Below are 21,967 nucleotides of genomic sequence, written 5' to 3' on the forward strand. Positions count from 1 at the left end.
GAGGCGTTGAGTTATGAAGTTTGTAGACGAAGTATCGATCCGCGTAAAAGCTGGTGACGGCGGCAATGGCTGCATGAGTTTCCGTCGGGAAAAATTCATTGAAAACGGCGGCCCGAACGGCGGTGATGGCGGTGACGGCGGTTCCATCTACATGATGGCCGACGAAAACCTCAACACCCTGGTCGACTACCGTTACACCCGGCACTTCGATGCCGAGCGTGGCTCCAACGGCGGCAGCACCGATTGCACTGGCAAGAAAGGTGAAGACCTGATCCTGCGCGTGCCGGTCGGTACTACCGTGATCGACTCGGCCACCCAGGAAGTGATTGGCGACCTGACCAAGGCCGGCCAGAAACTGATGGTGGTGCAGGGCGGTTGGCACGGTCTGGGCAACACCCGTTTCAAATCCAGTACCAACCGTGCGCCGCGCCAGACCACGCCGGGTAAGCCGGGTGAGCAGCGCGACCTGAAACTGGAAATGAAAGTGCTGGCTGACGTCGGTCTGCTGGGCTTGCCGAACGCCGGTAAAAGTACCTTTATCCGTTCGGTGTCGGCGGCCAAGCCGAAAGTCGCCGACTACCCGTTCACCACGCTGGTGCCGAACCTGGGTGTGGTCAGCGTTGATCGCTGGAAAAGCTTCGTCATCGCCGACATTCCGGGGCTGATCGAAGGCGCTTCCGACGGTGCCGGTCTGGGCATTCGCTTCCTCAAGCACTTGGCGCGTACGCGTCTGTTGCTGCACCTCGTCGACATGGCGCCGCTGGATGACACCAGTGCACCGGACGCGGCTGAAGTGATCGTCAACGAACTGGTCAAATTCAGTCCGTCGCTGGCTGAGCGTGATCGCTGGCTGGTGCTGAACAAATGCGACCAGATCCTTGAAGAAGAGCATGAAGAGCGCGTCAAGGAAATCGTTGATCGCCTGCAGTGGGAAGGTCCGGTCTACGTGATCTCGGCCATCGCCAAAGAAGGCACCGAGCGCCTGACGCGCGACATCATGCGTTATCTGGAAGATCGTGCCGATCGTCTGGCCAACGACCCGGCGTACAAGGAAGAGCTGGCCGATCTCGATCAGCGTATCGAAGACGAAGCCCGTGCACAGTTGCAGGCGCTGGATGACAAGCGTGCCCTGCGTCGCAGCGGCGTGAAGTCGGTCCATGACATCGGTGACGATGACTGGGACGAAGAAGATGTGGATGATGAAGACGGTCCGGAAATCATTTACGTGCGCGACTGATTCGTTGCAGTAAACTTAAGCGCCGCTCAATCGAGCGGCGTTTTAGTATCTGGAAATCGATCGTTGGTCACCAATAGCCACGATTAACGTCACGGGCAGCGCTGGGTCGCGCGGCCCTCAAGCTAAGGTTGAAGATGATGCGGAGCAAAGTGACAGGTGCGCAGCGTTGGGTCGTGAAGATCGGCAGCGCTTTGCTGACGGCGGACGGCAAGGGGCTGGATCGCAAGGCAATGGGTGTCTGGGTCGAACAGATGGTTGCCCTGCATGAGGCGGGTGTCGAGCTGGTGCTGGTGTCCTCCGGCGCAGTGGCTGCAGGCATGAGCCGCCTGGGCTGGACCTCGCGACCCAGTGCGATGCACGAGCTCCAGGCCGCTGCTGCAATCGGCCAGATGGGCTTGGTGCAGGCCTGGGAATCGAGCTTCGCCGAGCATGGCCGGCACACCGCGCAGATTCTCCTGACTCACGACGACCTGTCCGACCGCAAGCGCTACCTGAACGCCCGCAGCACCTTGCGCGCACTGGTCGAGCTGAAAGTCATCCCGGTGATCAACGAAAACGACACGGTGGTCACCGACGAAATCCGTTTCGGCGACAACGATACGCTGGCGGCGCTGGTGGCCAATCTGGTCGAGGCCGATCTGCTGGTGATCCTCACCGATCGCGACGGCATGTTCGACGCCGATCCGCGCAACAACCCCGATGCGCAGCTGATTTACGAAGCGCGCGCCGATGATCCGACGCTTGATGCGGTGGCGGGCGGTACTGGTGGCGCGCTGGGACGTGGCGGCATGCAGACCAAACTGCGTGCGGCGCGGCTGGCGGCGCGTTCCGGGGCGCACACGATCATCGTTGGTGGGCGTCTGGAGCGAGTGCTCGATCGCCTGAAGGCTGGCGAGCGCATCGGTACGCTGCTGTCGCCTGAGCGCGGCATGCTGGCGGCGCGCAAGCAGTGGCTGGCCGGGCATTTGCAGACTCGCGGCACGCTGGTGCTCGACGAAGGTGCGGTGTCGGCCTTGTCGCAGGGTAACAAGAGTCTGCTGCCGGTCGGCGTCAAGCTGGTTCAGGGCAGTTTCCGTCGCGGCGAGATGGTGGTTTGCGTGGCGCCGGACGGTCGTGAAATTGCCCGTGGTTTGGCCAACTATAGTGCTCTAGAGGCGCAAAAAATCATTGGTCAGTCGTCGGACGCGATTGTCGGCGTGCTGGGCTACATGGCTGAGCCGGAACTGGTTCACCGTGACAACCTGATTCTGGTCTGAGGAAAAGCGCGATGCGTATGGCAAAAGGATTGTTGGGTCTGCTGATGGCGTTGCCGCTGCTGGCCTCGGCCGAGGAAATCGGTCAGGTGTCGACGGTATTCAAGTTTGTCGGTCCGAATGACCGGATTGTGGTCGAGGCTTTCGATGATCCGAAAGTCGATGGCGTGACCTGCTACCTGTCTCGCGCCAAGACGGGTGGGGTAAAGGGTGGTTTGGGTCTGGCCGAGGATCGTGCCGAGGCGTCGATTGCCTGTCGTCAGGTTGGTCCGATCAAGTTCAAGGGTGAACTGAAGGATGGCGACGAGGTATTCAAGGAGCGCACGTCGCTGGTGTTCAAGACCATGCAGGTGGTGCGTTTCCTCGACAAGAAGCGCAATACGCTGGTGTACCTGGTCTACAGCGATCGCGTGATCGAAGGTAGCCCGCAAAATGCGGTGACGGCGATTCCGATCGTGCCGTGGGTTCCGGTTCAGCAATAACACCGCAAATCCACAATGTGGGAGCGGGCTTGCTCGCGAAGAGGTCGTGTCAGTCGCTAGAGATGTCGGCTGACAGATTGCATTCGCGAGCAAGCCCGCTCCCACTTTTTTATGTGCGGGATTCACCAAATCGCAGGCAATAAAAAAACCGACCCTAAGGTCGGTTTTTTAATGACTACGTCGATTAAGCAGCTTCTTTCAGTGCCTTGACGTGGCCATTCAGACGGCTCTTATGACGAGCAGCCTTGTTCTTGTGGATGATGCCTTTATCGGCCATACGGTCGATAACTGGCACAGCCAGAACGTATGCAGCTTGAGCTTTTTCAGCGTCTTTTGCGTCGATGGCTTTAACTACATTCTTGATGTAGGTACGAACCATGGAACGCAGGCTGGCGTTGTGGCTGCGACGCTTCTCAGCCTGTTTTGCACGTTTTTTGGCGGAAGGTGAGTTGGCCACCGTCGAGCTCCTCGAAAGACTTTTTAGGAAATAGCAAACAAAATAGGCCGCGAATCATGCCGATGAGTTGAAGTCTTGTCAAGGGCGCTTGAAACGTTCCGCTAAGTGGTAGGTGTAAAGAGGCGGGATATTTATTTCCGGCGCTTGACCTGTAAACTCGCGAGCTTTGGCTCTGTGCTGTTGCGGCGCGGAGTATCGCACAAGTGGGCGCATTGTTCGCCTGCTGTTTATCGACAGGCACTAATTCCCTCAATGAATCTGCTCAAATCGTTGGCCGCTGTCAGCTCTATCACGATGCTTTCCCGGATTCTGGGGTTCGTCCGTGACACGCTCATCGCTCGCACATTCGGCGCCGGAATGGCGACGGACGCCTTCTTCATCGCCTTCAAATTGCCCAACCTGCTGCGGCGAATCTTCGCCGAGGGCGCGTTTTCCCAAGCCTTCGTGCCGATTCTGGCCGAATACAAGAGTCAGAAAGGCGAAGAGGCGACCCGCACCTTCATTGCTTATGTCTCGGGCCTGCTGACCCTGGTGCTGGCGCTGGTCACAGCGCTGGGCATGATTGCCGCGCCGTGGGTGATCTGGGCCACCGCGCCGGGGTTTGCCGATACGCCAGAAAAATTCCAGCTCACCTCCGATCTGCTGCGGGTGACGTTCCCTTATATATTGCTGATCTCCCTGTCCTCGCTGGCCGGGGCAATCCTCAATACCTGGAACCGCTTTTCGGTGCCGGCCTTCGTGCCGACCCTGCTCAACGTCAGCATGATCGTGTTTTCGCTGTTCCTGACGCCGTATTTCGATCCGCCGGTCATGGCTCTGGGCTGGGCGGTGCTGGTCGGTGGTCTGGCGCAGTTGCTCTATCAACTGCCGCACCTGAAGAAGATCGGCATGCTGGTGCTGCCGCGCTTGAATCTGCGTGATACCGGTGTCTGGCGGGTGATGAAGCAGATGCTGCCGGCGATCATCGGTGTCTCGGTCAGCCAGATTTCGCTGATCATCAACACCATTTTCGCCTCGTTCCTGGTGGCTGGTTCGGTGTCGTGGATGTACTACGCCGACCGTTTGATGGAATTGCCGTCCGGCGTGCTCGGCGTAGCGTTGGGCACCATTTTGCTGCCGACGCTGGCCAAGACTTATGCGAGCAAGGATCGTCACGAATACTCGCGGATCCTCGACTGGGGCCTGCGCCTGTGCTTCGTGCTGGTGTTGCCGTGTGCACTGGCGCTGGGGATTCTTGCCGAACCGCTGACCGTGTCGCTGTTCCAGTACGGCCAGTTCAGTGCGTTTGATGCGTCCATGACTCAGCGTGCGCTGATTGCCTATTCTGTCGGCCTGCTCGGGATTATCGTGATCAAAGTGCTGGCGCCGGGCTTTTACGCGCAACAGAACATCCGCACACCGGTAAAAATCGCAATCTTCACCCTGATCGTCACTCAACTGTTCAACCTGGTGTTGATCGGCCCGCTGGCTCACGCCGGTCTGGCGCTGGCAATCAGTGCCGGTGCCTGCCTCAATGCCGGGCTGCTGTTCTATCAACTGCGCAAGCAAAAGATGTATCAGCCGCAACCGGGCTGGTACCTGTTCGGCTTCAAACTGGTGGTGGCGGTCGCGGTGATGTCGGCGGTGTTGCTGCTCGGTATGCATTTCATGCCGGCCTGGGATCAGGGGCACATGCTGGAGCGCTTCCTGCGACTGGGTGCGCTGGTGATTGCCGGTGTGGTGGCGTATTTCGGTATGTTGCTGCTGCTCGGTTTCCGCCTGCGTGACTTCAATCGCAAGGCTTTGAGCTGAGGTTTCAGCCTTTATCAACGGGCGCGGGCCGGCAGTTTTGTCGGCTCGATCACTTTGCGTTACGGTGTTGCCTGTCGTCGACCGTCGGGTGTGGTTATAATCGACCACTTTATGAGCAAGAAGCGCGTTATGCAGCTGGTTCGAGGCCTCCACAACTTGCGCCCCCAGCATCGGGGCTGCGTCGCCACTATTGGCAACTTTGACGGTGTTCACCGTGGTCACCAGGCTATCCTGGCCCGTCTGCGTGAGCGTGCGCTGGAGTTGGGCGTACCCAGCTGCGTGGTGATTTTCGAACCGCAGCCACGGGAATTCTTCGCCCCGGAGACCGCGCCGGCACGTCTGGCCCGCTTGCGTGACAAGCTGCAACTGCTGGCCGCCGAAGGCGTCGACCGGGTGCTGTGCCTGGCGTTCAACCAGCGCCTGAGCAAGCTCAGCGCCAGTGAATTTGTCGATACCATCCTGGTGGACGGTCTCGGCGTGCAGCATCTGGAGGTCGGTGACGATTTCCGCTTCGGCTGCGACCGCCTCGGCGATTTCGATTTCCTGCTGCAGGCCGGGCAGGTTCACGGTTTTACCGTGGAAGCCGCGCAAACCGTCGAGCTGGACGGCATTCGCGTCAGCAGCACCCAAGTGCGCAACGCGTTGGCCGCCGCCGATTTTGCCTTGGCCGAACGCTTGCTTGGCCGCCCGTACCGGATCGCCGGTCGCGTGCTGCACGGTCAGAAACTGGCCCGGCAACTGGGTACGCCCACTGCCAATATTCAACTCAAGCGTCGTCGCGTGCCATTCACCGGGGTTTATCTGGTGGATGTGGACATCGACGGCAAGACCTGGCCCGGCGTCGCCAATATCGGCGTGCGGCCTACGGTTCAAGGTGATGGCAAAGCCCACCTTGAAGTTCATCTACTGGATTTTGCCGGCGATCTGTATGACCGGCGTCTGACGGTGGTTTTCCACCAAAAGCTGCGTGAAGAGCAGCGTTTTGCCTCTCTGGAGGCACTGAAAACGGCGATCAACGCGGATGTCGCCGCCGCCCGTGCACTAGCCGCACCTAGCGCCCATCGCTAATGAAGAGCCTTAAATGACCGACTATAAAGCCACGCTAAACCTTCCGGACACCGCCTTCCCAATGAAGGCCGGCCTGCCACAGCGCGAACCGCAGATCCTGCAGCGCTGGGACAGTATTGGCCTGTACGGAAAGTTGCGCGAGATTGGCAAGGATCGTCCGAAGTTCGTCCTGCACGACGGCCCTCCGTACGCCAACGGCACGATCCACATCGGTCATGCGCTGAACAAGATTCTCAAGGACATGATCATCCGCTCGAAAACCCTGTCGGGTTTCGACGCGCCGTATGTTCCGGGTTGGGACTGCCACGGCCTGCCGATCGAGCACAAGGTTGAAGTGACCCACGGCAAGAACCTGGGCGCGGACAAGACCCGCGAGCTGTGCCGTGCCTACGCCACCGAGCAGATCGAAGGGCAGAAGACCGAGTTCATCCGCCTCGGCGTGCTGGGCGACTTCGCCAACCCGTACAAGACCATGAACTTCAAGAACGAGGCCGGTGAAATCCGCGCCCTCGCCGAAATCGTCAAGGGCGGTTTCGTGTTCAAGGGCCTCAAGCCGGTGAACTGGTGCTTCGATTGCGGTTCGGCGCTGGCCGAAGCCGAGGTCGAGTACGAGAACAAGAAGTCCTCGACCATCGACGTGGCCTTCCCGATCGCCGACGAAGCCAAACTGGCTGCCGCGTTCGGTCTGCCGTCGCTGAGCAAGCCTGCCTCGATCGTGATCTGGACCACCACCCCGTGGACCATCCCGGCCAACCAGGCACTGAACGTGCACCCGGAATTCAACTACGCCCTGGTCGATATCGGCGACAAGCTGCTGGTCCTGGCTGAAGAGCTGGTTGAATCCTGCCTGTCGCGTTACGGCGTTGAAGGCACCGTACTGGCCACCGCGCCGGGTTCGGCGCTGGAACTGATCAACTTCCGTCACCCGTTCTACGACCGTCTGTCGCCGGTGTACCTGGCCGACTACGTTGAGCTCGGCGCCGGCACCGGTGTGGTTCACTCCGCCCCGGCCTACGGCGTGGACGACTTCGTGACCTGCAAGAAATACGGCATGGTCAACGATGACATCCTCAATCCGGTACAGAGCAACGGCGTCTACGTGCCGTCGCTGGAGTTCTTTGGCGGCCAGTTCATCTGGAAGGCCAACCCGGCCATCGTCGAAAAACTGACCGAAGTCGGTGCGCTGATGCACACCACCGTCATCGAACACAGCTACATGCACTGCTGGCGCCACAAGACCCCGCTGATCTACCGCGCCACCGCACAGTGGTTCATCGGCATGGACAAGGAGCCGGTCAGCGGCGACACCCTGCGCGTGCGCTCGCTCAAAGCCATCGAAGAGACCAAGTTCGTTCCGGCCTGGGGCCAGGCGCGCCTGCACTCGATGATCGCCAACCGTCCGGACTGGTGCATCTCCCGGCAGCGTAACTGGGGCGTGCCGATCCCGTTCTTCCTCAACAAGGAAAGCGGCGAGTTGCACCCACGCACCGTCGAACTGATGGAAGAAGTCGCCAAGCGCGTTGAAGTCGAAGGCATCGAAGCCTGGTTCAAACTCGACGCCGCCGAACTGCTGGGCGACGAAGCGCCGCTGTACGACAAGATCAGTGACACCCTCGACGTCTGGTTCGACTCGGGCACCACCCACTGGCACGTATTGCGTGGTTCGCACCCGATGGGCCACGAGACCGGCCCACGCGCCGACCTGTACCTGGAAGGTTCCGACCAGCACCGTGGCTGGTTCCACTCGTCGCTGTTGACCGGTTGCGCCATCGACAACCACGCGCCGTACCGCGAACTGCTGACCCACGGCTTCACCGTCGACGAGTCCGGCCGCAAGATGTCCAAGTCGCTGGGCAACGTGATCGCGCCGCAGAAAGTCAACGACACTCTGGGCGCCGACATCATGCGTCTGTGGGTCGCGTCGACCGACTACTCCGGCGAAATGGCCGTGTCCGAGCAGATCCTGCAACGCAGCGCGGACGCCTATCGTCGCATCCGTAACACCGCGCGTTTCCTGCTTTCCAACCTGACCGGTTTCAACCCGGCCACCGACCTGCTGCCGGCTGAAGACATGCTCGCACTGGATCGCTGGGCGGTGGACCGTACTTTGCTGCTGCAACGCGAACTGCAAGAGCACTACGGCGAATACCGTTTCTGGAACGTTTACTCGAAGATCCACAACTTCTGCGTGCAGGAGCTGGGTGGTTTCTACCTCGACATCATCAAGGACCGCCAGTACACCACCGGCGCCGACAGCAAGGCCCGTCGCTCGTGCCAGACCGCGCTGTTCCACATCTCCGAAGCGCTGGTGCGCTGGATCGCACCGATCCTCGCGTTCACCGCCGACGAGCTGTGGCAGTACCTGCCGGGCGAGCGCAACGAATCGGTGATGCTCAACACCTGGTACGAAGGTCTGACCGAGCTGCCGGAAGGCTTCGAGCTGGGTCGCGCCTACTGGGATCGCATCATGGAAGTGAAGGTGGCGGTCAACAAAGAGATGGAAATCCAGCGCGCGGCCAAAGCCGTCGGTGGCAACCTGCAAGCCGAAGTGACGCTGTTCGCCGAAGACGCGCTGAGCGCCGACCTGGCCAAGCTGAGCAACGAGCTGCGCTTTGTCCTGATCACCTCGACCGCCAGCGTGGCGCCTTTCGTTCAGGCACCTGCGGACGCGGTAGCCACCGAAGTCAGCGGCCTGAAACTGAAGATCGTCAAATCGGCCTTCCCGAAGTGCGCCCGTTGCTGGCACTGCCGTGAAGACGTCGGCGTGAACCCGGAGCATCCGGAAATCTGCGGTCGTTGCGTCGACAACATCAGCGGCGCCGGCGAGGTTCGTCACTATGCCTAATGCCGTTGGCCGTTTCGGACGGTTGAGCTGGCTCTGGTTGAGTTTGCTGGTTCTGGTCATCGACCAGGCCAGCAAGTTCTACTTCGAAAACAAGCTCGAAATGTTCCAGCAGATCGTGATCATTCCCGATTACTTCAGCTGGACGCTGGCCTACAACACCGGCGCTGCCTTCAGCTTCCTGGCTGACAGCTCCGGCTGGCAGCGCTGGCTGTTCGCCCTGATCGCGATTGTGGTCAGTGCGGTGCTGGTGGTCTGGCTCAAACGCCTGGGTCGCAACGAAACCTGGCTCGCCGTCGCTTTGGCGCTGGTGCTGGGCGGCGCGCTGGGCAATCTGTATGACCGCATTGCCCTGGGCCATGTGATCGACTTCATTCTGGTGCACTGGCAGAACCGCTGGTACTTCCCGGCGTTCAACTTCGCCGACAGCGCCATCACCGTCGGTGCGGTGATGCTGGCACTGGACATGTTCAAAAGTAAGAAAACCGGAGAAGCCGTTCATGACTGAACAGGTATTGGCTGAGCAACGCATCGGCCAGAACACGGAAGTCACTTTGCACTTTGCATTGCGCCTGGAGAACGGCGATACGGTCGACAGCACGTTCGACAAGGCCCCGGCGACCTTCAAGGTCGGCGACGGCAACCTGCTGCCGGGTTTCGAAGCGGCATTGTTCGGCTTCAAGGCCGGCGACAAGCGTACGCTGACCGTCGAGCCGGAAAACGCTTTCGGCCAGCCGAACCCGCAAAACGTACAGATCATCCCGCGCGCGCAGTTTGCCGACATGGAACTGTCACCGGGTCTGCTGGTGATCTTCAACGATGCGGCCAATACTGAGCTGCCGGGTGTGGTGAAAGAATTCGACGACGCGCAAGTGACCGTCGACTTCAACCACCCGCTGGCGGGCAAAACGCTGACCTTTGACGTAGAGATCATCTCCGTCAAAGCGATCTGAGTTACACCTCAGAACATTGTGGGAGCGGGCTTGCTCGCGAATGCTGACTGACATTCAACATAGAAGTTGTCTGACACACTGCTTTCGCGAGCAAGCCCGCTCCCACATTGGATTTTTGCTGGATTTGAGCAATGTGCTCGATCAGCAGGACGTAAATTTATTTCGCGCGCAAGACACGAGGCACAGCATGCAAATCAAACTCGCCAACCCCCGTGGCTTCTGCGCCGGCGTGGACCGGGCGATCGAAATCGTCAACCGCGCCCTGGAAGTCTTCGGGCCGCCGATCTACGTGCGTCATGAAGTGGTGCACAACAAGTTCGTGGTCGAGGACCTGCGCAGTCGTGGCGCGATCTTCGTCGAGGAACTGGATCAGGTGCCGGACGACGTCATCGTGATCTTCAGTGCCCACGGCGTTTCTCAGGCCGTGCGCAGCGAAGCCGCCGGTCGTGGCCTGAAAGTATTCGACGCCACCTGTCCGCTGGTTACCAAGGTACACATCGAAGTCGCCAAATACAGCCGCGACGGCCGTGAGTGCATCCTGATCGGCCACGCCGGTCACCCTGAAGTCGAAGGCACCATGGGCCAGTACGACGGCAGCAATGGCGGCGCGATCTACCTCGTCGAAGACGAAAAAGACGTGGCCGAACTGCAGGTGCGTAATCCGGAAAAACTGGCGTTCGTGACCCAGACCACCCTGTCGATGGACGATACCAGCCGCGTGATCGATGCCCTGCGCACACGTTTCCCGGCCATCGGTGGCCCGCGCAAGGACGACATCTGCTACGCCACGCAAAACCGTCAGGATGCGGTCAAGCAACTGGCCGACGAGTGCGACGTAGTGTTGGTGGTGGGCAGCCCGAACAGCTCCAACTCCAACCGTCTGCGTGAACTGGCCGAACGCATGGCCACGCCGGCCTACCTGATCGACGGCGCCGAAGACCTGCAGAAGAGCTGGTTCGAGGGTGTCGAGCGCATCGGCATCACCGCTGGTGCCTCCGCACCGGAAGTGCTGGTTCGCGGCGTGATCCAGCAGTTGCAAGCCTGGGGCGCGACCGGTGCCGATGAACTGGCCGGCCGCGAAGAGAACATCACCTTCTCGATGCCGAAAGAGCTGCGCGTCCGTTCGATCTGACGCTCTTCGCCTTCAGGCACAGCGCCTGCTCAGCCTTTGTGCTGGTCAGGCGCACCCGACCGGTCGCCGCCAGCACCACCTGGAGCTGGCTGACCGGCTCCTGTGCCGAGCAGAGATGTAACGTCCCTGCCTGAAATGCCCGCCCGGGCATCAGCGGTTGTCCCAGACTGCTGAAGCGCACATAACGTCTGACCAGCCAATTGCCGACGATCGGTATTCGCCCGTCACTCGCGTGCTCCAGCAGCAGTGGATTGCTGCTGTCCAGCGGCCCCTTGCCGCTGATATCCAGAATGATCCGCCAGCCCTGACTCCAGTCGCCATTGATGCCATGGATCACCACGCTCTGATTGCGGGTGATGGCCTGTGTGCGGGCGTTGCGAATGCCCTCGAGCAGCGACCGGGCCGCCAGGTCGCGATGAGTCGATTCAGTGAAGGCCGCGAAGGCCGGACTGACCAGCGACAGAACAATTGCGCCAATCGCCAGTCCCATAAGCAATTCAATCAGACTGAAACCCTGCTGTGGCATGACGACTCCCTCCGTGGAGCATGAAGCCCGGCGCAATCCTTTTCGCCGGGCAGGGCAAATCAACCGACGCAGACCGGTTGAATGTTCTAGCTTGTAGAAGCAGGTATAGCCGACGGCAACGGAGGGCATCGATGGATCATCGTACAAAAGGTTTCACGCTGCCCGAACTGTTGGCTGCGGTCGCCGTGCTGGTGATCCTCATCACCCTGGCGGTGCCAGGCTTCACTCGCTCGATCCAGAGCAGCAAGGCCGACACCGAAATGGGTGATCTGCAGCGCGCCATCAACTATGCACGGCTGGAGGCGATTGATCGCGGCGTGACCACACGCTTGCGCCCGAGCGCCGGCGGCAGCGTGTGGACCGGCGAATTGTCGGTCTACGACAGTACTGGCACTCCGGCCAATGTATTACGGGTTGTTCCAGCGATGAGCAGCGGCGCGACTCTGACGCTACCCTCAGGAGTGACCGCACTGGATTTCAATAATCTGGGCGGCCTGGCGGCGCCGTCGACGGCGGTGGCCATCAGTTATGTGCTGGGAACACAAAGCAGGACGCTGAACGTGTGTCTGAACGGACGAATTCAACTGGGTGGAAGTTGCGGATGAGGGCAGGGAGCACACAGGCACAGGAGGGCATGTCGCTGATCGAGGTACTGGTCGCGTTGCTGATTCTGACCGTCGGCATATTGGGCGCGGCCGCCGTTCAAGTGAATGCGCTGAAGTACACCGACAGTTCCCGGATGACCAGTCAGGCGAGCTTCATCGCCTACGACATGATGGACCGCATCCGCGCCAATTCCGCTGCCGATTACACGGTCACGCCGCCGACCGCAGGCAACCTCAGCGTCGCCCGTGATCAGGATCTCTACGATTTCACCACCAACATCGTCAATTTCGGCGGGCCGACCGCCACCGGTACGATCACCCTCAATCAGCGGGTGTACACCATCACCATCAACTGGAATGACTCACGGGCCGCGAATGCCACCGGTACCACACGCAGTTTTGTCCTGACCAGCCGTGCCACGGTCGATCCGGTGGCCGGCCCATGAAGCACGCCAACCGGGGTTTCGGCCTGATCGAAATGCTCATCGCCCTGGCGCTCGGGCTGATCATCGTGCTGGGCGTGGTGCAGACGTTTCTCGCGGCCAAGAACACTTACGTCAGCCAGAACACCGCTGCCGCCATGCAGGAGGACGCACGTTTTGTATTGAGCAAGATGATTCAGGAACTGCGCATGGTCGGCATGTTCGGCTGCCTGGGCACGATTACTGACGCGAGCTCGGCGGGGGATTTCAACGCGGCGCAGATCATCCCGATCAGTTGGGACAACAGCAACCTCAAGCTGACCCTGGTCACTGCCGATGTCGGCGGCAATGGTGGTACGCCAACCTGGACGGTGGTCTCCGACTGCCGCAACAGCGCCACGGCCTATACCGGGTTGCGGGCGGCGGCGAGCGGGCAGATCGCCTTTCCGATCCGCCGCTTGATCTACAGCTTCAGCAACAACCAGATTCTCATGGGCACCGGCAGCGGCACTCCGACCCAGCAGGTGCTGGTGAACAATGTCAGTGCGTTCAGCGTCATGTTCGGTCTGGCGACGTCCGCCACCGATGTCGCGGCGTCCTCCTACAGCGCCAACCCCAGTGACCCGGCGCGCATCCGCAGTGTGCGCCTGAGCCTGACCCTCACCGACCCGAACAACCGGGTGGCCAATCAAACCTTCAATGTGGTTGCCGCTTTGCGCAACCGCTTGCAGTGAGGCCGGAATGATGAGGATCACGTTCAACCAGAGGCAAACCCAGCGCGGCATGGTGTTGCTGGTCAGTCTGGTGTTTCTGTTGCTGCTGACCTTGATCGGGCTGTCCTCGATGCAGAGTGCCAACCTGCAGGAGAAAATGGCCGGTAGCGTCAGCCTGCGTAATCAGTCGTTCCAGACCGCCGAGGCGGCGTTGCGCATCGGCGAGAGTGCGGTGCAACTCGACAGTTATTCGCTGGCGGTGTGTGCCAGCGCCACGCAATGTGCGCCGCCAGCGGAGTCCTCGGTGGTCAGCGCGGCGGGGCTCAACTCGACCTCGGGGGTGACGTGGGTCGCCGCAGGTAACGGCTTCTATGGTGTGCAGAACATCGGTACCACGCTGACGGCGGTGAACGTGCCTAGCAACACCTCGGCGACCTTGTACCGAGTGACCGCAGTCGGCATCGCCGGTACTTCGCGCAGTGTGGTGGAGAGCGTCTATGCGAAGTATTGAGCGCTGCCGGACGTTGTTGGCGGGGATGCTGCTGAGCTTTTATCTGGCAGCGCCGGCTTATGCGTTCACGCCTTCCGACTCGCCGCTGCTGAGCGCGGCTGCGGTACCGCCCAACGTGATGTTGCTGATCGACGATTCCGGCAGCATGAACAGCATCATTTATGCGGCGGGATTCGATCCGACCGTCACACGCACCCCGGCCCGGCAATGTAATGCCTTTCTTGGGCTGTGCTCGGCACTGAATGCGCCAGCGATTACCGGTGATCCGGTGTTTTTATCGAGTCTGCCGACCTCTGGCTGTTCCGGCGGCGCCTTTGCCTTCTACAACAACAGCATTGCGCCGCTGTGCCTGAAACTGCCTGACCCGGTGGGCGGTGGTAACACCCGCTACACGGGGGATTACATCGCCTACGTGGTCGGGCTGGCGATCAACAACGGCACGCGCGACTTCACCACCGGGGCGATTCCCAACGACTATCGGATCAACGTCGCGCGCAACGTGTCCACCGCGCTGGTCACCAGCAACCGTACCTTGCGCATGGGGCTGTCGACCTTCAATCCGATCACCAACAACAACCCCGGCAACGGTGGATACATCGCTCGTTCCATCAGTGATCTGTCGCCGGTCTCCGGCAGCGTAACCCAGGCGCAGGCCGACGCCAACTACAATGCGTTGATTTCGGCGATCGGTGGTTTGGGGGCCGTGGCCAACACGCCATTGGCGGAAACCTATTACGAAATCACCCGGTACATGCGCGGCATGACGCCGTACTACAACAGCACACCCACCACTTACACCAGTCCGATCCAGTACCGCTGCCAGAAGAACTATGGCGTAGTGATCACCGACGGCCTTCCGACGTATGACCGCACGTTTCCCACCAATGACCCGTTGGGCGGAAGTCGCTTGCCGAACTGGGACGGCATCAACAATGACGGCAACAACCTCAATGGCGACAATGAAGGCGACACGCTGTATCTGGATGACATCGCCAAGTTCGCCTACGACATCGACATGCGTTCGACCGGCGTCGATGCGGCGGGCAAGAGCTGGAGTTCGGCGGATTTTCCCAAGCAGAACATGAACACCTACACCGTGGGGTTCACCGCGACCAACACGATGCTGTCGGACGCCGCCAGTTACGGGCAGGGCAAGTATTACCTGGCGAACGACAGTACCGGCCTCAACGCCGCACTGTCGTCGGCGTTGAGTGAAATCACGTCCAAGGCCGGCTCCGGCGGCAGCGGTGTCACCAGCGGCACCACGCTGGCCAGTGGCACCAGTTATTTCCAGACCAGTTACGACCCCAAGGACTGGCGCGGCACGATCAAATCCTTTGGCTTCACTTCGGCTGGCGCGGTGAACACCTCGGCAGCGTTGTGGACCACCGATACCACCATCGTGCCGGGCGCGACCGCACCGACCTATCAATCGTGGAACACCAGCAGCAATGCCGCCGTGACTCTGGCCTACGGCAACTTTTCCGCGACCCAACAGACGACGCTCAGCCAGAGCCTGCCCACCGGCATCAGCGGCAGTGATCTGGTGGAGTGGAGCAAGGGCACCAACAAGACCGGGCTCAAGGTGCGCAGCGTGTTGCTTGGCGACATCATCAACTCGCCGCTGGTGCTGGCCTCGCCCAGCGACAAAACCGCCTCCGACCTGTCGGGCGACACCACCTACACCACTTACCTGACCACCAAAGCGGCGAACATGAATGCCAATCTGGTGGTGAACGCCAATGACGGTTTCGTCAACGTGATCAACTCGGCCAACGGCACTCGACGCTATGCCTACATGCCGTCCAGCGTGTTGCCGTCGCTGCGGCTGATTGCCGATCCGGCGTACATCAATGGCGTCAGCCACAAGTTTCTGGTGGACGGCCAGGTCGGGGTCTACGATCTTCAGTTCAACAGTGCCTGGAAAACCGTGGCCATCGGCGGCACCGGTGCCGGCGGCAAGACCTTCTACGCGCTGCAGCTGTTCGACGCGTCCGCGGGCAATGTGCTCAATGCCCTGTGGGAAGTCAGTGCACCTGCCACGGTGAACACTGCCAACGTATTCAATGATCTGGGTTACGCCTATGCCCGGCCGGAAGTGGCACGCTTGGCCGATGGTCGCTGGGCGGCGTTCATTGCCAATGGTTATGGCAGCAACTCCGGAGTGGCGGCTTTGTATGTGCTGGATGTGCGTGACGGTTCGTTGATCAAGAAGATCGTCATCGACAGTACCGAAACCACTAATGGCCTGTCGTCGGTGAAGCTCAAGGTCAATTCGTCGAACGTGGTGCAGGCCGCTTATGGCGGTGATCTGAAAGGGCGTCTGTGGAAATTCGATCTGAGCGCGACGTCGACCGACAGCTGGGGCGTGGCGTTTTCCGGCAAACCACTTTTCACTACGGCGGGCGGGGCGACTCAGCCGATCACCGCGCAGCCGCTGCTGGCGGACAATTCGCTGGGGGGCAAACAGATCTTCGTCGGCACCGGCAAATTCAACGAGACCGCCGACAAGACCAACAAGGATTTGCAGGCGTTCTACTCGGTGTGGGACGCCGATGGTGGTTCCGGTCAGTTGACCGTCAGCAGTTTGCAGGCGCAAGCAGTGACCGGGGTGTTCTCCGGCAGCGCCGGACAGTTCATCACCACCAGCCAGAACGACACGACCTATCCGGCGGAGAAGGGCTGGTATCTGCCGCTGGTGTACAACAACGTGCTGACCGGCGAGCGGGTGATCAATCAGGCCAGTCTGGTACTCGGGCGCATCGTGTTCACCACCGCCAGTGTCGATACCACCGACCCGTGTGCCAGTTTCGGCACCGGCAAACTGGTCGAACTGGATGCGTTCAGCGGTAAGATGCTCAACTACGCGGTGCTCGACACCAACGCCGATGGCGTGGTCGACAGCAACGACACGATTTCCAGCGGCGTGGTGTTCACCGGCGGGATTCCGACCCTGAACGCCATCGTCAATGGCGCGACGCGCAAGATCGTCAACGATTCCAGTGGCACCGTGACCACGCTGGTGGAAAAACCCGGTGGCGGCAGCCGTCGTATCATGTGGCGACAAATACAGTAAGTGAGAGTTTGAGGCATGCGCAGATTCAACCGGGGCTTCACCTTGATCGAAATCATGATCGTGATTGCGATCATCGGGATCATCATCACCATCGCCGCACCGAGCTACACCGAATACCTGAAAAAAGGTCGGCGCGCCGAAGTGGTGTCGCTGCTCTCGGAACAGGCGCAGATCCTCGAGCGCTTCTACACCAAGAACAATGTTTATACCGGCATCACCGGTCTGAGCACGGGCAATGATTTCTACACCATCACCCCGACGATCACTGACCAGACCTTCCTGCTGACGGCCACCCGTAATGCTGGCACGACCATGGCCACCGACAAGTGCGGGGATTTCACCCTGACCAACACTGGCGTCAGAAGTATGAACAACGCAACCACCGGGCTGACCACCAAGGATTGCTGGGGCCGCTGAGGTACCTTCTTAAGGGCGCCTTTTTGCGCCCACTGTCTTTTTTACGGTTGGATCAAACATGACCAGGCAACAGCAAGTGGTGATTGTCGGTGGCGGGGTGATTGGCCTGCTGACCGCCTACAACCTCGCCTCAGAAGTGCGCAGCGTGGTGCTGCTGGATCGTTCGAATGTCGGTCAGGAGTCGTCCTGGGCCGGCGGCGGTATCGTTTCGCCGCTGTACCCGTGGCGCTATAGCCCGGCAGTCACCGCGCTGGCGCATTGGTCGCAGGATTTTTATCCACAGCTCGGCGAGCGGCTGTTTGCCGATACCGGGGTTGATCCCGAAGTGCACACCACAGGCCTGTACTGGCTGGATCTGGATGATGAAGCCGAGGCACTGGCCTGGGCCGAGCGGGAAAACCGTCCGCTGCGGGCTGTGGATATTTCGGCGGCGCACGACGCGGTGCCGGTGCTGGGTGGCGGATTCTCCCGGGCGATCTACATGGCCGATGTGGCCAATGTGCGTAACCCGCGTCTGGTCAAATCGTTGAAAGCCGCTTTGCTGGCGCTGCCGAACGTGACCATCCACGAGCAATGCGAAGTCAGCGGGTTTGTTCGCGAAGGCGGGCGAGTGGTTGGCGTCGAGACGTCCAAAGGCCTGATCCGCGGTGAGCAGATCGTGCTGACGGCCGGGGCATGGAGCGGTGATCTGCTCAAGACATTGGATCTGACGTTGCCGGTCGAGCCGGTCAAGGGCCAGATGATTCTCTACAAATGTGCGGCGGATTTCCTGCCGAGCATGGTGCTGGCCAAGGGGCGTTATGCGATTCCGCGTCGCGACGGGCACATTCTGATCGGCAGTACGCTGGAGCACGAAGGCTACGACAAGACGCCGACCGATGTCGCGCTGGAGAGCCTCAAGGCTTCGGCGGTCGAGCTGCTGCCGGCGTTGGCGGATGCCGAAGTGGTGGGGCATTGGGCCGGTTTGCGTCCGGGCTCGCCTGAGGGGATTCCGTATATTGGCCGGGTGCCGGGGTTTGAGGGTTTGTGGCTGAACTGCGGGCATTACCGCAACGGGCTGGTGCTGGCGCCGGCGTCATGTCAGTTGTTTGCCGATGTGATGCTGGGGCATGCGCCGATTATTGATCCGGCGCCGTATGCGCCTGAAGGTCGCATTTAGTCGGATTTTTCTCTGCTGGCTGGCAGACCGCTTTCGCGGGCAAGCCCGCTCCCACAGTTGATTTTTGTCGTTCACAAAACCCAATGTGGGAGCGGGCTTGCTCGCGAAGGGGCCTCAATCCAGACCGAGTTTCTTCAGCCTGTAGCGCATCGAGCGAAACGACAGACTCAACCGCTGCGCCGCCGCCGTACGATTCCAGCGCGTTTCCTCCAGCGCCTGCAGGATCAGCTTGCGCTCGACGTTCTCCAGATAATCCTCAAGGTTATCGATCTGCGTCAGGTCGGCAATACCGCCCTCGACCGTGCAATTACCTTCGCTGAGACGCAGATCTGCGGCCTCGATCAACTGGTTTTCACACAGCGTGTGCGCCCGTTCAAGGACGTTTTCCAGCTCTCGAACATTTCCCGGAAAGCGGTAACTCTTCAGCGCCTCAAGCGCCTGCGTGTGCAAACGAGCCGCCGCGCGGCCGCTGCCTGCCGCCAGACGCTGGAGCATGTGCGCCGCCAGCACTTCGATGTCATCGCGCCGTTCGCGCAGGGATGGCACACGCAGTTCGATCACGTTCAAGCGGTAATACAGGTCCTGGCGAAAACGCCCGGCGGCGACCTCGGCGTCGAGATCCTTGTGGGTGGCGCAAAGAATGCGCACATCGACCACCGTTTCCTGCTGACCGCCGACGCTGCGCACGGCTTTCTCCTGAATCGCCCGCAGCAATTTCACCTGCATCGACAGCGGCAGGTCCGCCACTTCGTCGAGAAACAGGGTGCCGCCGTGTGCGGCCTGGAACAGCCCAGGTTTGTCCTCCACTGCGCCGGTGAAGCTGCCTTTGCGATGGCCGAAAAATTCGCTTTCCATCAGCTCCGACGGAATCGCCCCGCAATTGACCGGCACGAACGGCTTGCCGGCGCGTGGTCCCTGTTCGTGGATCAGCCGCGCGACCAGTTCTTTGCCGCTGCCCGATTCTCCACTGATGTAGACCGGTGCCTGACTGCGCGCCAGTTTGTCGATCTGTTTGCGCAGATTGCGCATCGGTGGTGAGTCACCGAGCAGGCGCCGGTCGATCGAGGTGACGCTGCCTCCGGCTGCCGGCATGCGCAACGCAGTGCTGACCAGTTCGCGCAGGCGCGTCAGATCAACCGGCTTGGTCAGGAAGTCGAAGGCCCCGGCCTTCAAGGCGTTGATCGCCGTTTCCAGACTGCCGTACGCGGTGATCATCGCCACCGGCAGTTGTGGATAACGTTGCTGGATGTGCTGCACCAAGTCCAGCCCCGTGCCGTCGGGCAGGCGCATGTCGGTCAGGCACAGGTCGAAGGTGTTGTTGTGCAACAGCGCCTGGGCTTCGCCGAGGTTGCGTGCACTTAGAGTGTCGAGTTTCATCCGACCCAGGGTGATTTCCAGGAGTTCGCGGATATCCGGCTCGTCATCGACGATAAGGATTTTTTGCCGTGGGCTCGTGTTCAACTTTGTTTCCGTCCGTGAGCAAAGGTGATGCGAAAGCAGCCGCCGCCTTGGCGTGGTTTGAAGTCTAGGCGCGCCTGGTTGCTTTCGCACAGCTCACGGGACAGATAAAGCCCAAGGCCGGTGCCCTGGCTACTGGTGGTGAAGAATGGCTCGAACAGATCGGCCTGCTGATCGGGTGGTACACCGGGGCCGTTGTCCTGCACTTCGAGCACCGCCAACTGGCTGTCGGGGTCGATGAACAGTGCCAGCCAGACCTCGGCCTGCTCGTGCAGCAGGGCGCTGTGCCGCCAGCCGTTGCGTAACAGATTGTCGAGAATTTGCGTGAGCTGGTCGGGGTCCATCAATGTGATGAAGTCCCCGGAGTTGATCCGTAAATGAATCGACTGGCGCTCAGTCGCCTGTTCGCGGCTCTCGCAGACGAAGCGTTCCAGCCACGGTTTCAGATCCAGGCGTTGCGGAGCGCTCTGCTGGCGGCGCGACAGTTGCAGGACGTTTTCGATGACTCGGTTCATGCGCTGGGAGTGGTCTTGGATGATCTGCGTCAGACGCCGATCCGCGCCATCGAGTTCCTCGGACTCACCCAATAGCTGCGCGGCGTGACTGATGGCGCCCAGCGGGTTACGGATTTCATGGGCAATGCCGGCGGTCAGGCGCCCGAGCGCGGCGAGCTTGAGTTGCTGGGCTTGCTGGGCGACTTGTGCAAGGTCTTCGAGAAACACCAGGGTTTGCTGGTTCGGACTCTGTGCGAGGGCGATGAAGTTCGGTTGCAGTTCCAGGCCGTTGCCGGGAATCTTCAGGCTCTGCGGGCGCAGGGTCGGGTTGCTCAGCCATAGTTGCAGGCGCTCGACCAGTGCCGGCGAGTAGTCATCGATCAAATGCCCCTCAAGGTGCGACTGCGCCAGCAGGCTTTTCGCGCTGTGATTGGCCAGTTGCACCCGGCGCTGGTCATCGAGCACCAGGATGCCGGTGCGCATGCGCTGCAGAATCAGGGCGTTGAGGGCTTCGAGGCCGACCACTTCGCTGGCGCGCTGTTCGGCGAGGTTTTCGCTGACTTCCAGGCGCCTGACCAGCCCCTGTACCAGCAGTGAAGCGGCAAAACACAAGGCGCCCAGGGTTCCGGCTTGCAGGTAATTGTTGGCGCTCAGGGGGTGGTTGAAACTCAGCAGGAAACTTGAACCAATGATACCGAGAGCGCTGATGGCGGCTATCAGCAAGCCGATGCGTCGGCGCAGCAGGGTGTTGGCGATCGCCACTGAGACAATCAGCAAGTTACCGATGGCGCTGGCCACGCCGCCCGCCGCGTAGAACAGGCCGCACAGCAAGAGCACATCGACCAGCGCCAGGGTGAACAGCTGCGCCGGGCGGCGGGTGTTCTCCAGGAACACCACCAGCAAAATGTTCAGCACCAGATACAACCAGCTGCCGCTGCGCAGCAGGTCGTCGTCGGCCGACGTCAGCAGGCGGTTGTCCATGTTGCTGGAGATCAGCAGCACCAGGGTGATGCCGACGCTTAAACGGTAGAGATGATAGAGGCGCAGCAGGCGCTGCGCCTGTTTACTGTCGGCGTTGGCGGCCTCAGCGATCACTGGTGCCTGGGCCTTGCTCAAGGTGAGCCTGGCTGCAATACCACTGTTGCTGAAGGTTCAGCGCGCGATCGCGCGGCAGGTGCACGCCGCAATGAGCGCAACGCACCATCGGCGCGGCGTCTTGCTCGCGGGGCGATTGGGCAGACGCGGAGGGCGCCTTGAATTTTCGCCACAGCCATACCGCAGCGAAAATCAGGACAATCCAGAACAGTAAACGAAGCATGATGGGCGGCTTTTCGGCTAATGATTCGGCAGTTTAGCCAAGGAGTCGCCAGG

At 60.7% G+C, this 21,967-nt stretch carries 21 protein-coding genes; 16 read left to right on the forward strand and 5 right to left on the reverse strand.

The window, feature by feature from the left end; all coding sequences use genetic code 11:
• Positions 1 to 13: 13 nt before the first annotated feature.
• The 3 genes from cgtA (at position 14) to JFU48_RS11570 (ending at position 2,972) form a co-directional block, all read left to right on the forward strand.
• On the forward strand, positions 14 to 1,237 hold the full coding sequence (gene cgtA / locus JFU48_RS11560) for an Obg family GTPase CgtA (RefSeq protein ID WP_003228358.1): 1,224 nt from the start codon (positions 14 to 16) through the stop codon (positions 1,235 to 1,237).
• Positions 1,238 to 1,374: 137 nt separating this feature from the next.
• Positions 1,375 to 2,493: a glutamate 5-kinase gene (gene proB, locus JFU48_RS11565; protein WP_103521657.1), complete on the forward strand. Its 1,119-nt coding sequence runs from the start codon at positions 1,375 to 1,377 to the stop codon at positions 2,491 to 2,493.
• Between the two features lie 11 nt (positions 2,494 to 2,504).
• Positions 2,505 to 2,972 (forward strand): CreA family protein, encoded by a 468-nt coding sequence (locus JFU48_RS11570; RefSeq protein WP_003228353.1) that lies wholly within the window; start codon positions 2,505 to 2,507, stop codon positions 2,970 to 2,972.
• A gap of 184 nt (positions 2,973 to 3,156) precedes the next feature.
• On the opposite strand, the gene rpsT is transcribed toward JFU48_RS11570, so the two are convergent.
• Positions 3,157 to 3,429, reverse strand: a complete 273-nt coding sequence (rpsT, locus tag JFU48_RS11575; RefSeq protein ID WP_003228351.1) for a 30S ribosomal protein S20 — start codon at positions 3,427 to 3,429, stop codon at positions 3,157 to 3,159.
• Between the two features lie 252 nt (positions 3,430 to 3,681).
• Here rpsT and murJ point away from each other — a divergent pair, with 252 nt between their 5' ends.
• From murJ to ispH, 6 genes are all read left to right on the forward strand, one after another.
• On the forward strand, positions 3,682 to 5,220 hold the full coding sequence (murJ, locus tag JFU48_RS11580; RefSeq protein WP_003228348.1) for a murein biosynthesis integral membrane protein MurJ: 1,539 nt from the start codon (positions 3,682 to 3,684) through the stop codon (positions 5,218 to 5,220).
• Between the two features lie 129 nt (positions 5,221 to 5,349).
• Positions 5,350 to 6,288 (forward strand): bifunctional riboflavin kinase/FAD synthetase, encoded by a 939-nt coding sequence (gene ribF / locus JFU48_RS11585; protein ID WP_003228347.1) that lies wholly within the window; start codon positions 5,350 to 5,352, stop codon positions 6,286 to 6,288.
• A gap of 13 nt (positions 6,289 to 6,301) precedes the next feature.
• Positions 6,302 to 9,133, forward strand: coding sequence for an isoleucine--tRNA ligase (gene ileS / locus JFU48_RS11590; RefSeq protein ID WP_201136553.1), 2,832 nt, complete (start codon positions 6,302 to 6,304; stop codon positions 9,131 to 9,133).
• Positions 9,126 to 9,638: a signal peptidase II gene (gene lspA / locus JFU48_RS11595; RefSeq protein ID WP_003228341.1), complete on the forward strand. Its 513-nt coding sequence runs from the start codon at positions 9,126 to 9,128 to the stop codon at positions 9,636 to 9,638. Before ileS ends, lspA begins: the two co-directional genes overlap by 8 nt.
• A gap of 7 nt (positions 9,639 to 9,645) precedes the next feature.
• On the forward strand, positions 9,646 to 10,083 hold the full coding sequence (fkpB, locus tag JFU48_RS11600; protein WP_201137073.1) for an FKBP-type peptidyl-prolyl cis-trans isomerase: 438 nt from the start codon (positions 9,646 to 9,648) through the stop codon (positions 10,081 to 10,083).
• 187 nt (positions 10,084 to 10,270) lie between these two features.
• The gene (gene ispH, locus JFU48_RS11605) at positions 10,271 to 11,215 is read left to right on the forward strand and encodes a 4-hydroxy-3-methylbut-2-enyl diphosphate reductase (protein ID WP_003228337.1); all 945 of its coding nucleotides are present in this window, start codon (positions 10,271 to 10,273) and stop codon (positions 11,213 to 11,215) included.
• Here ispH and JFU48_RS11610 read toward each other — a convergent pair.
• Positions 11,172 to 11,741, reverse strand: a complete 570-nt coding sequence (locus JFU48_RS11610) for a GspH/FimT family pseudopilin (RefSeq protein WP_201136554.1) — start codon at positions 11,739 to 11,741, stop codon at positions 11,172 to 11,174. The two genes, ispH and JFU48_RS11610, sit on opposite strands and share 44 nt — an antisense overlap.
• 131 nt (positions 11,742 to 11,872) lie before the next feature.
• Between JFU48_RS11610 and JFU48_RS11615 the strand changes: the two genes are divergently transcribed.
• From JFU48_RS11615 to thiO, 7 genes are read left to right on the forward strand one after another with little or no spacing between them, the layout of a single operon-like run.
• Positions 11,873 to 12,346, forward strand: a complete 474-nt coding sequence (locus tag JFU48_RS11615) for a GspH/FimT family pseudopilin (RefSeq protein ID WP_103485409.1) — start codon at positions 11,873 to 11,875, stop codon at positions 12,344 to 12,346.
• Complete coding sequence (gene pilV, locus JFU48_RS11620; RefSeq protein WP_003228332.1) at positions 12,343 to 12,792, forward strand: type IV pilus modification protein PilV; 450 nt, start codon at positions 12,343 to 12,345, stop codon at positions 12,790 to 12,792. The genes JFU48_RS11615 and pilV overlap by 4 nt, the downstream gene beginning before the upstream one ends.
• Entirely contained in the window at positions 12,789 to 13,502 is a 714-nt protein-coding gene (locus tag JFU48_RS11625; RefSeq protein ID WP_003228331.1) for a PilW family protein, read from the forward strand. Before pilV ends, JFU48_RS11625 begins: the two co-directional genes overlap by 4 nt.
• Before the next feature lie 10 nt (positions 13,503 to 13,512).
• Positions 13,513 to 13,992 (forward strand): pilus assembly PilX family protein, encoded by a 480-nt coding sequence (locus JFU48_RS11630; RefSeq protein ID WP_045122842.1) that lies wholly within the window; start codon positions 13,513 to 13,515, stop codon positions 13,990 to 13,992.
• Positions 13,979 to 17,068, forward strand: coding sequence for a pilus assembly protein (locus JFU48_RS11635; protein WP_201136555.1), 3,090 nt, complete (start codon positions 13,979 to 13,981; stop codon positions 17,066 to 17,068). Before JFU48_RS11630 ends, JFU48_RS11635 begins: the two co-directional genes overlap by 14 nt.
• Positions 17,069 to 17,083: 15 nt before the next feature.
• Positions 17,084 to 17,485: a type IV pilin protein gene (locus JFU48_RS11640; RefSeq protein ID WP_003228325.1), complete on the forward strand. Its 402-nt coding sequence runs from the start codon at positions 17,084 to 17,086 to the stop codon at positions 17,483 to 17,485.
• A 58-nt stretch (positions 17,486 to 17,543) separates the two neighbouring features.
• Positions 17,544 to 18,644 carry a glycine oxidase ThiO gene (gene thiO / locus JFU48_RS11645; RefSeq protein ID WP_201136556.1) on the forward strand — a complete coding sequence of 367 codons (1,101 nt, stop codon included), beginning with the start codon at positions 17,544 to 17,546 and terminating at the stop codon, positions 18,642 to 18,644.
• A gap of 114 nt (positions 18,645 to 18,758) precedes the next feature.
• Here thiO and JFU48_RS11650 read toward each other — a convergent pair whose 3' ends face one another.
• Genes JFU48_RS11650 through JFU48_RS11660 form a run of 3 tightly spaced genes read right to left on the reverse strand, consistent with a single transcriptional unit; the run spans position 18,759 to position 21,914 of the window.
• Positions 18,759 to 20,105: a sigma-54-dependent transcriptional regulator gene (locus tag JFU48_RS11650; RefSeq protein ID WP_201136557.1), complete on the reverse strand. Its 1,347-nt coding sequence runs from the start codon at positions 20,103 to 20,105 to the stop codon at positions 18,759 to 18,761.
• Complete coding sequence (locus tag JFU48_RS11655) at positions 20,102 to 21,691, reverse strand: ATP-binding protein (RefSeq protein ID WP_201137074.1); 1,590 nt, start codon at positions 21,689 to 21,691, stop codon at positions 20,102 to 20,104. The genes JFU48_RS11650 and JFU48_RS11655 overlap by 4 nt, the downstream gene beginning before the upstream one ends.
• Positions 21,681 to 21,914: a PP0621 family protein gene (locus JFU48_RS11660; protein ID WP_045122641.1), complete on the reverse strand. Its 234-nt coding sequence runs from the start codon at positions 21,912 to 21,914 to the stop codon at positions 21,681 to 21,683. Before JFU48_RS11660 ends, JFU48_RS11655 begins: the two co-directional genes overlap by 11 nt.
• Positions 21,915 to 21,967: the final 53 nt, after the last annotated feature.

This window comes from Pseudomonas sp. TH49 (assembly GCF_016650625.1).
GTDB lineage: Bacteria > Pseudomonadota > Gammaproteobacteria > Pseudomonadales > Pseudomonadaceae > Aquipseudomonas > Aquipseudomonas fluorescens_H.

Coding starts and splice junctions, on each gene's coding strand:
- pilV (WP_003228332.1), top strand. CDS start 12,343: ATGAGGGCAGGGAGCACACAGGCACAGGAGGGCATGTCGCTGATCGAG.
- JFU48_RS11625 (WP_003228331.1), top strand. CDS start 12,789: ATGAAGCACGCCAACCGGGGTTTCGGCCTGATCGAAATGCTCATCGCC.
- ispH (WP_003228337.1), top strand. CDS start 10,271: ATGCAAATCAAACTCGCCAACCCCCGTGGCTTCTGCGCCGGCGTGGAC.
- thiO (WP_201136556.1), top strand. CDS start 17,544: ATGACCAGGCAACAGCAAGTGGTGATTGTCGGTGGCGGGGTGATTGGC.
- JFU48_RS11640 (WP_003228325.1), top strand. CDS start 17,084: ATGCGCAGATTCAACCGGGGCTTCACCTTGATCGAAATCATGATCGTG.
- JFU48_RS11615 (WP_103485409.1), top strand. CDS start 11,873: ATGGATCATCGTACAAAAGGTTTCACGCTGCCCGAACTGTTGGCTGCG.
- proB (WP_103521657.1), top strand. CDS start 1,375: ATGCGGAGCAAAGTGACAGGTGCGCAGCGTTGGGTCGTGAAGATCGGC.
- JFU48_RS11660 (WP_045122641.1), bottom strand. CDS start 21,914: ATGCTTCGTTTACTGTTCTGGATTGTCCTGATTTTCGCTGCGGTATGG.
- lspA (WP_003228341.1), top strand. CDS start 9,126: ATGCCTAATGCCGTTGGCCGTTTCGGACGGTTGAGCTGGCTCTGGTTG.
- JFU48_RS11635 (WP_201136555.1), top strand. CDS start 13,979: ATGCGAAGTATTGAGCGCTGCCGGACGTTGTTGGCGGGGATGCTGCTG.
- ribF (WP_003228347.1), top strand. CDS start 5,350: ATGCAGCTGGTTCGAGGCCTCCACAACTTGCGCCCCCAGCATCGGGGC.
- JFU48_RS11570 (WP_003228353.1), top strand. CDS start 2,505: ATGCGTATGGCAAAAGGATTGTTGGGTCTGCTGATGGCGTTGCCGCTG.
- JFU48_RS11630 (WP_045122842.1), top strand. CDS start 13,513: ATGAGGATCACGTTCAACCAGAGGCAAACCCAGCGCGGCATGGTGTTG.
- murJ (WP_003228348.1), top strand. CDS start 3,682: ATGAATCTGCTCAAATCGTTGGCCGCTGTCAGCTCTATCACGATGCTT.
- cgtA (WP_003228358.1), top strand. CDS start 14: ATGAAGTTTGTAGACGAAGTATCGATCCGCGTAAAAGCTGGTGACGGC.
- JFU48_RS11610 (WP_201136554.1), bottom strand. CDS start 11,741: ATGCCACAGCAGGGTTTCAGTCTGATTGAATTGCTTATGGGACTGGCG.
- ileS (WP_201136553.1), top strand. CDS start 6,302: ATGACCGACTATAAAGCCACGCTAAACCTTCCGGACACCGCCTTCCCA.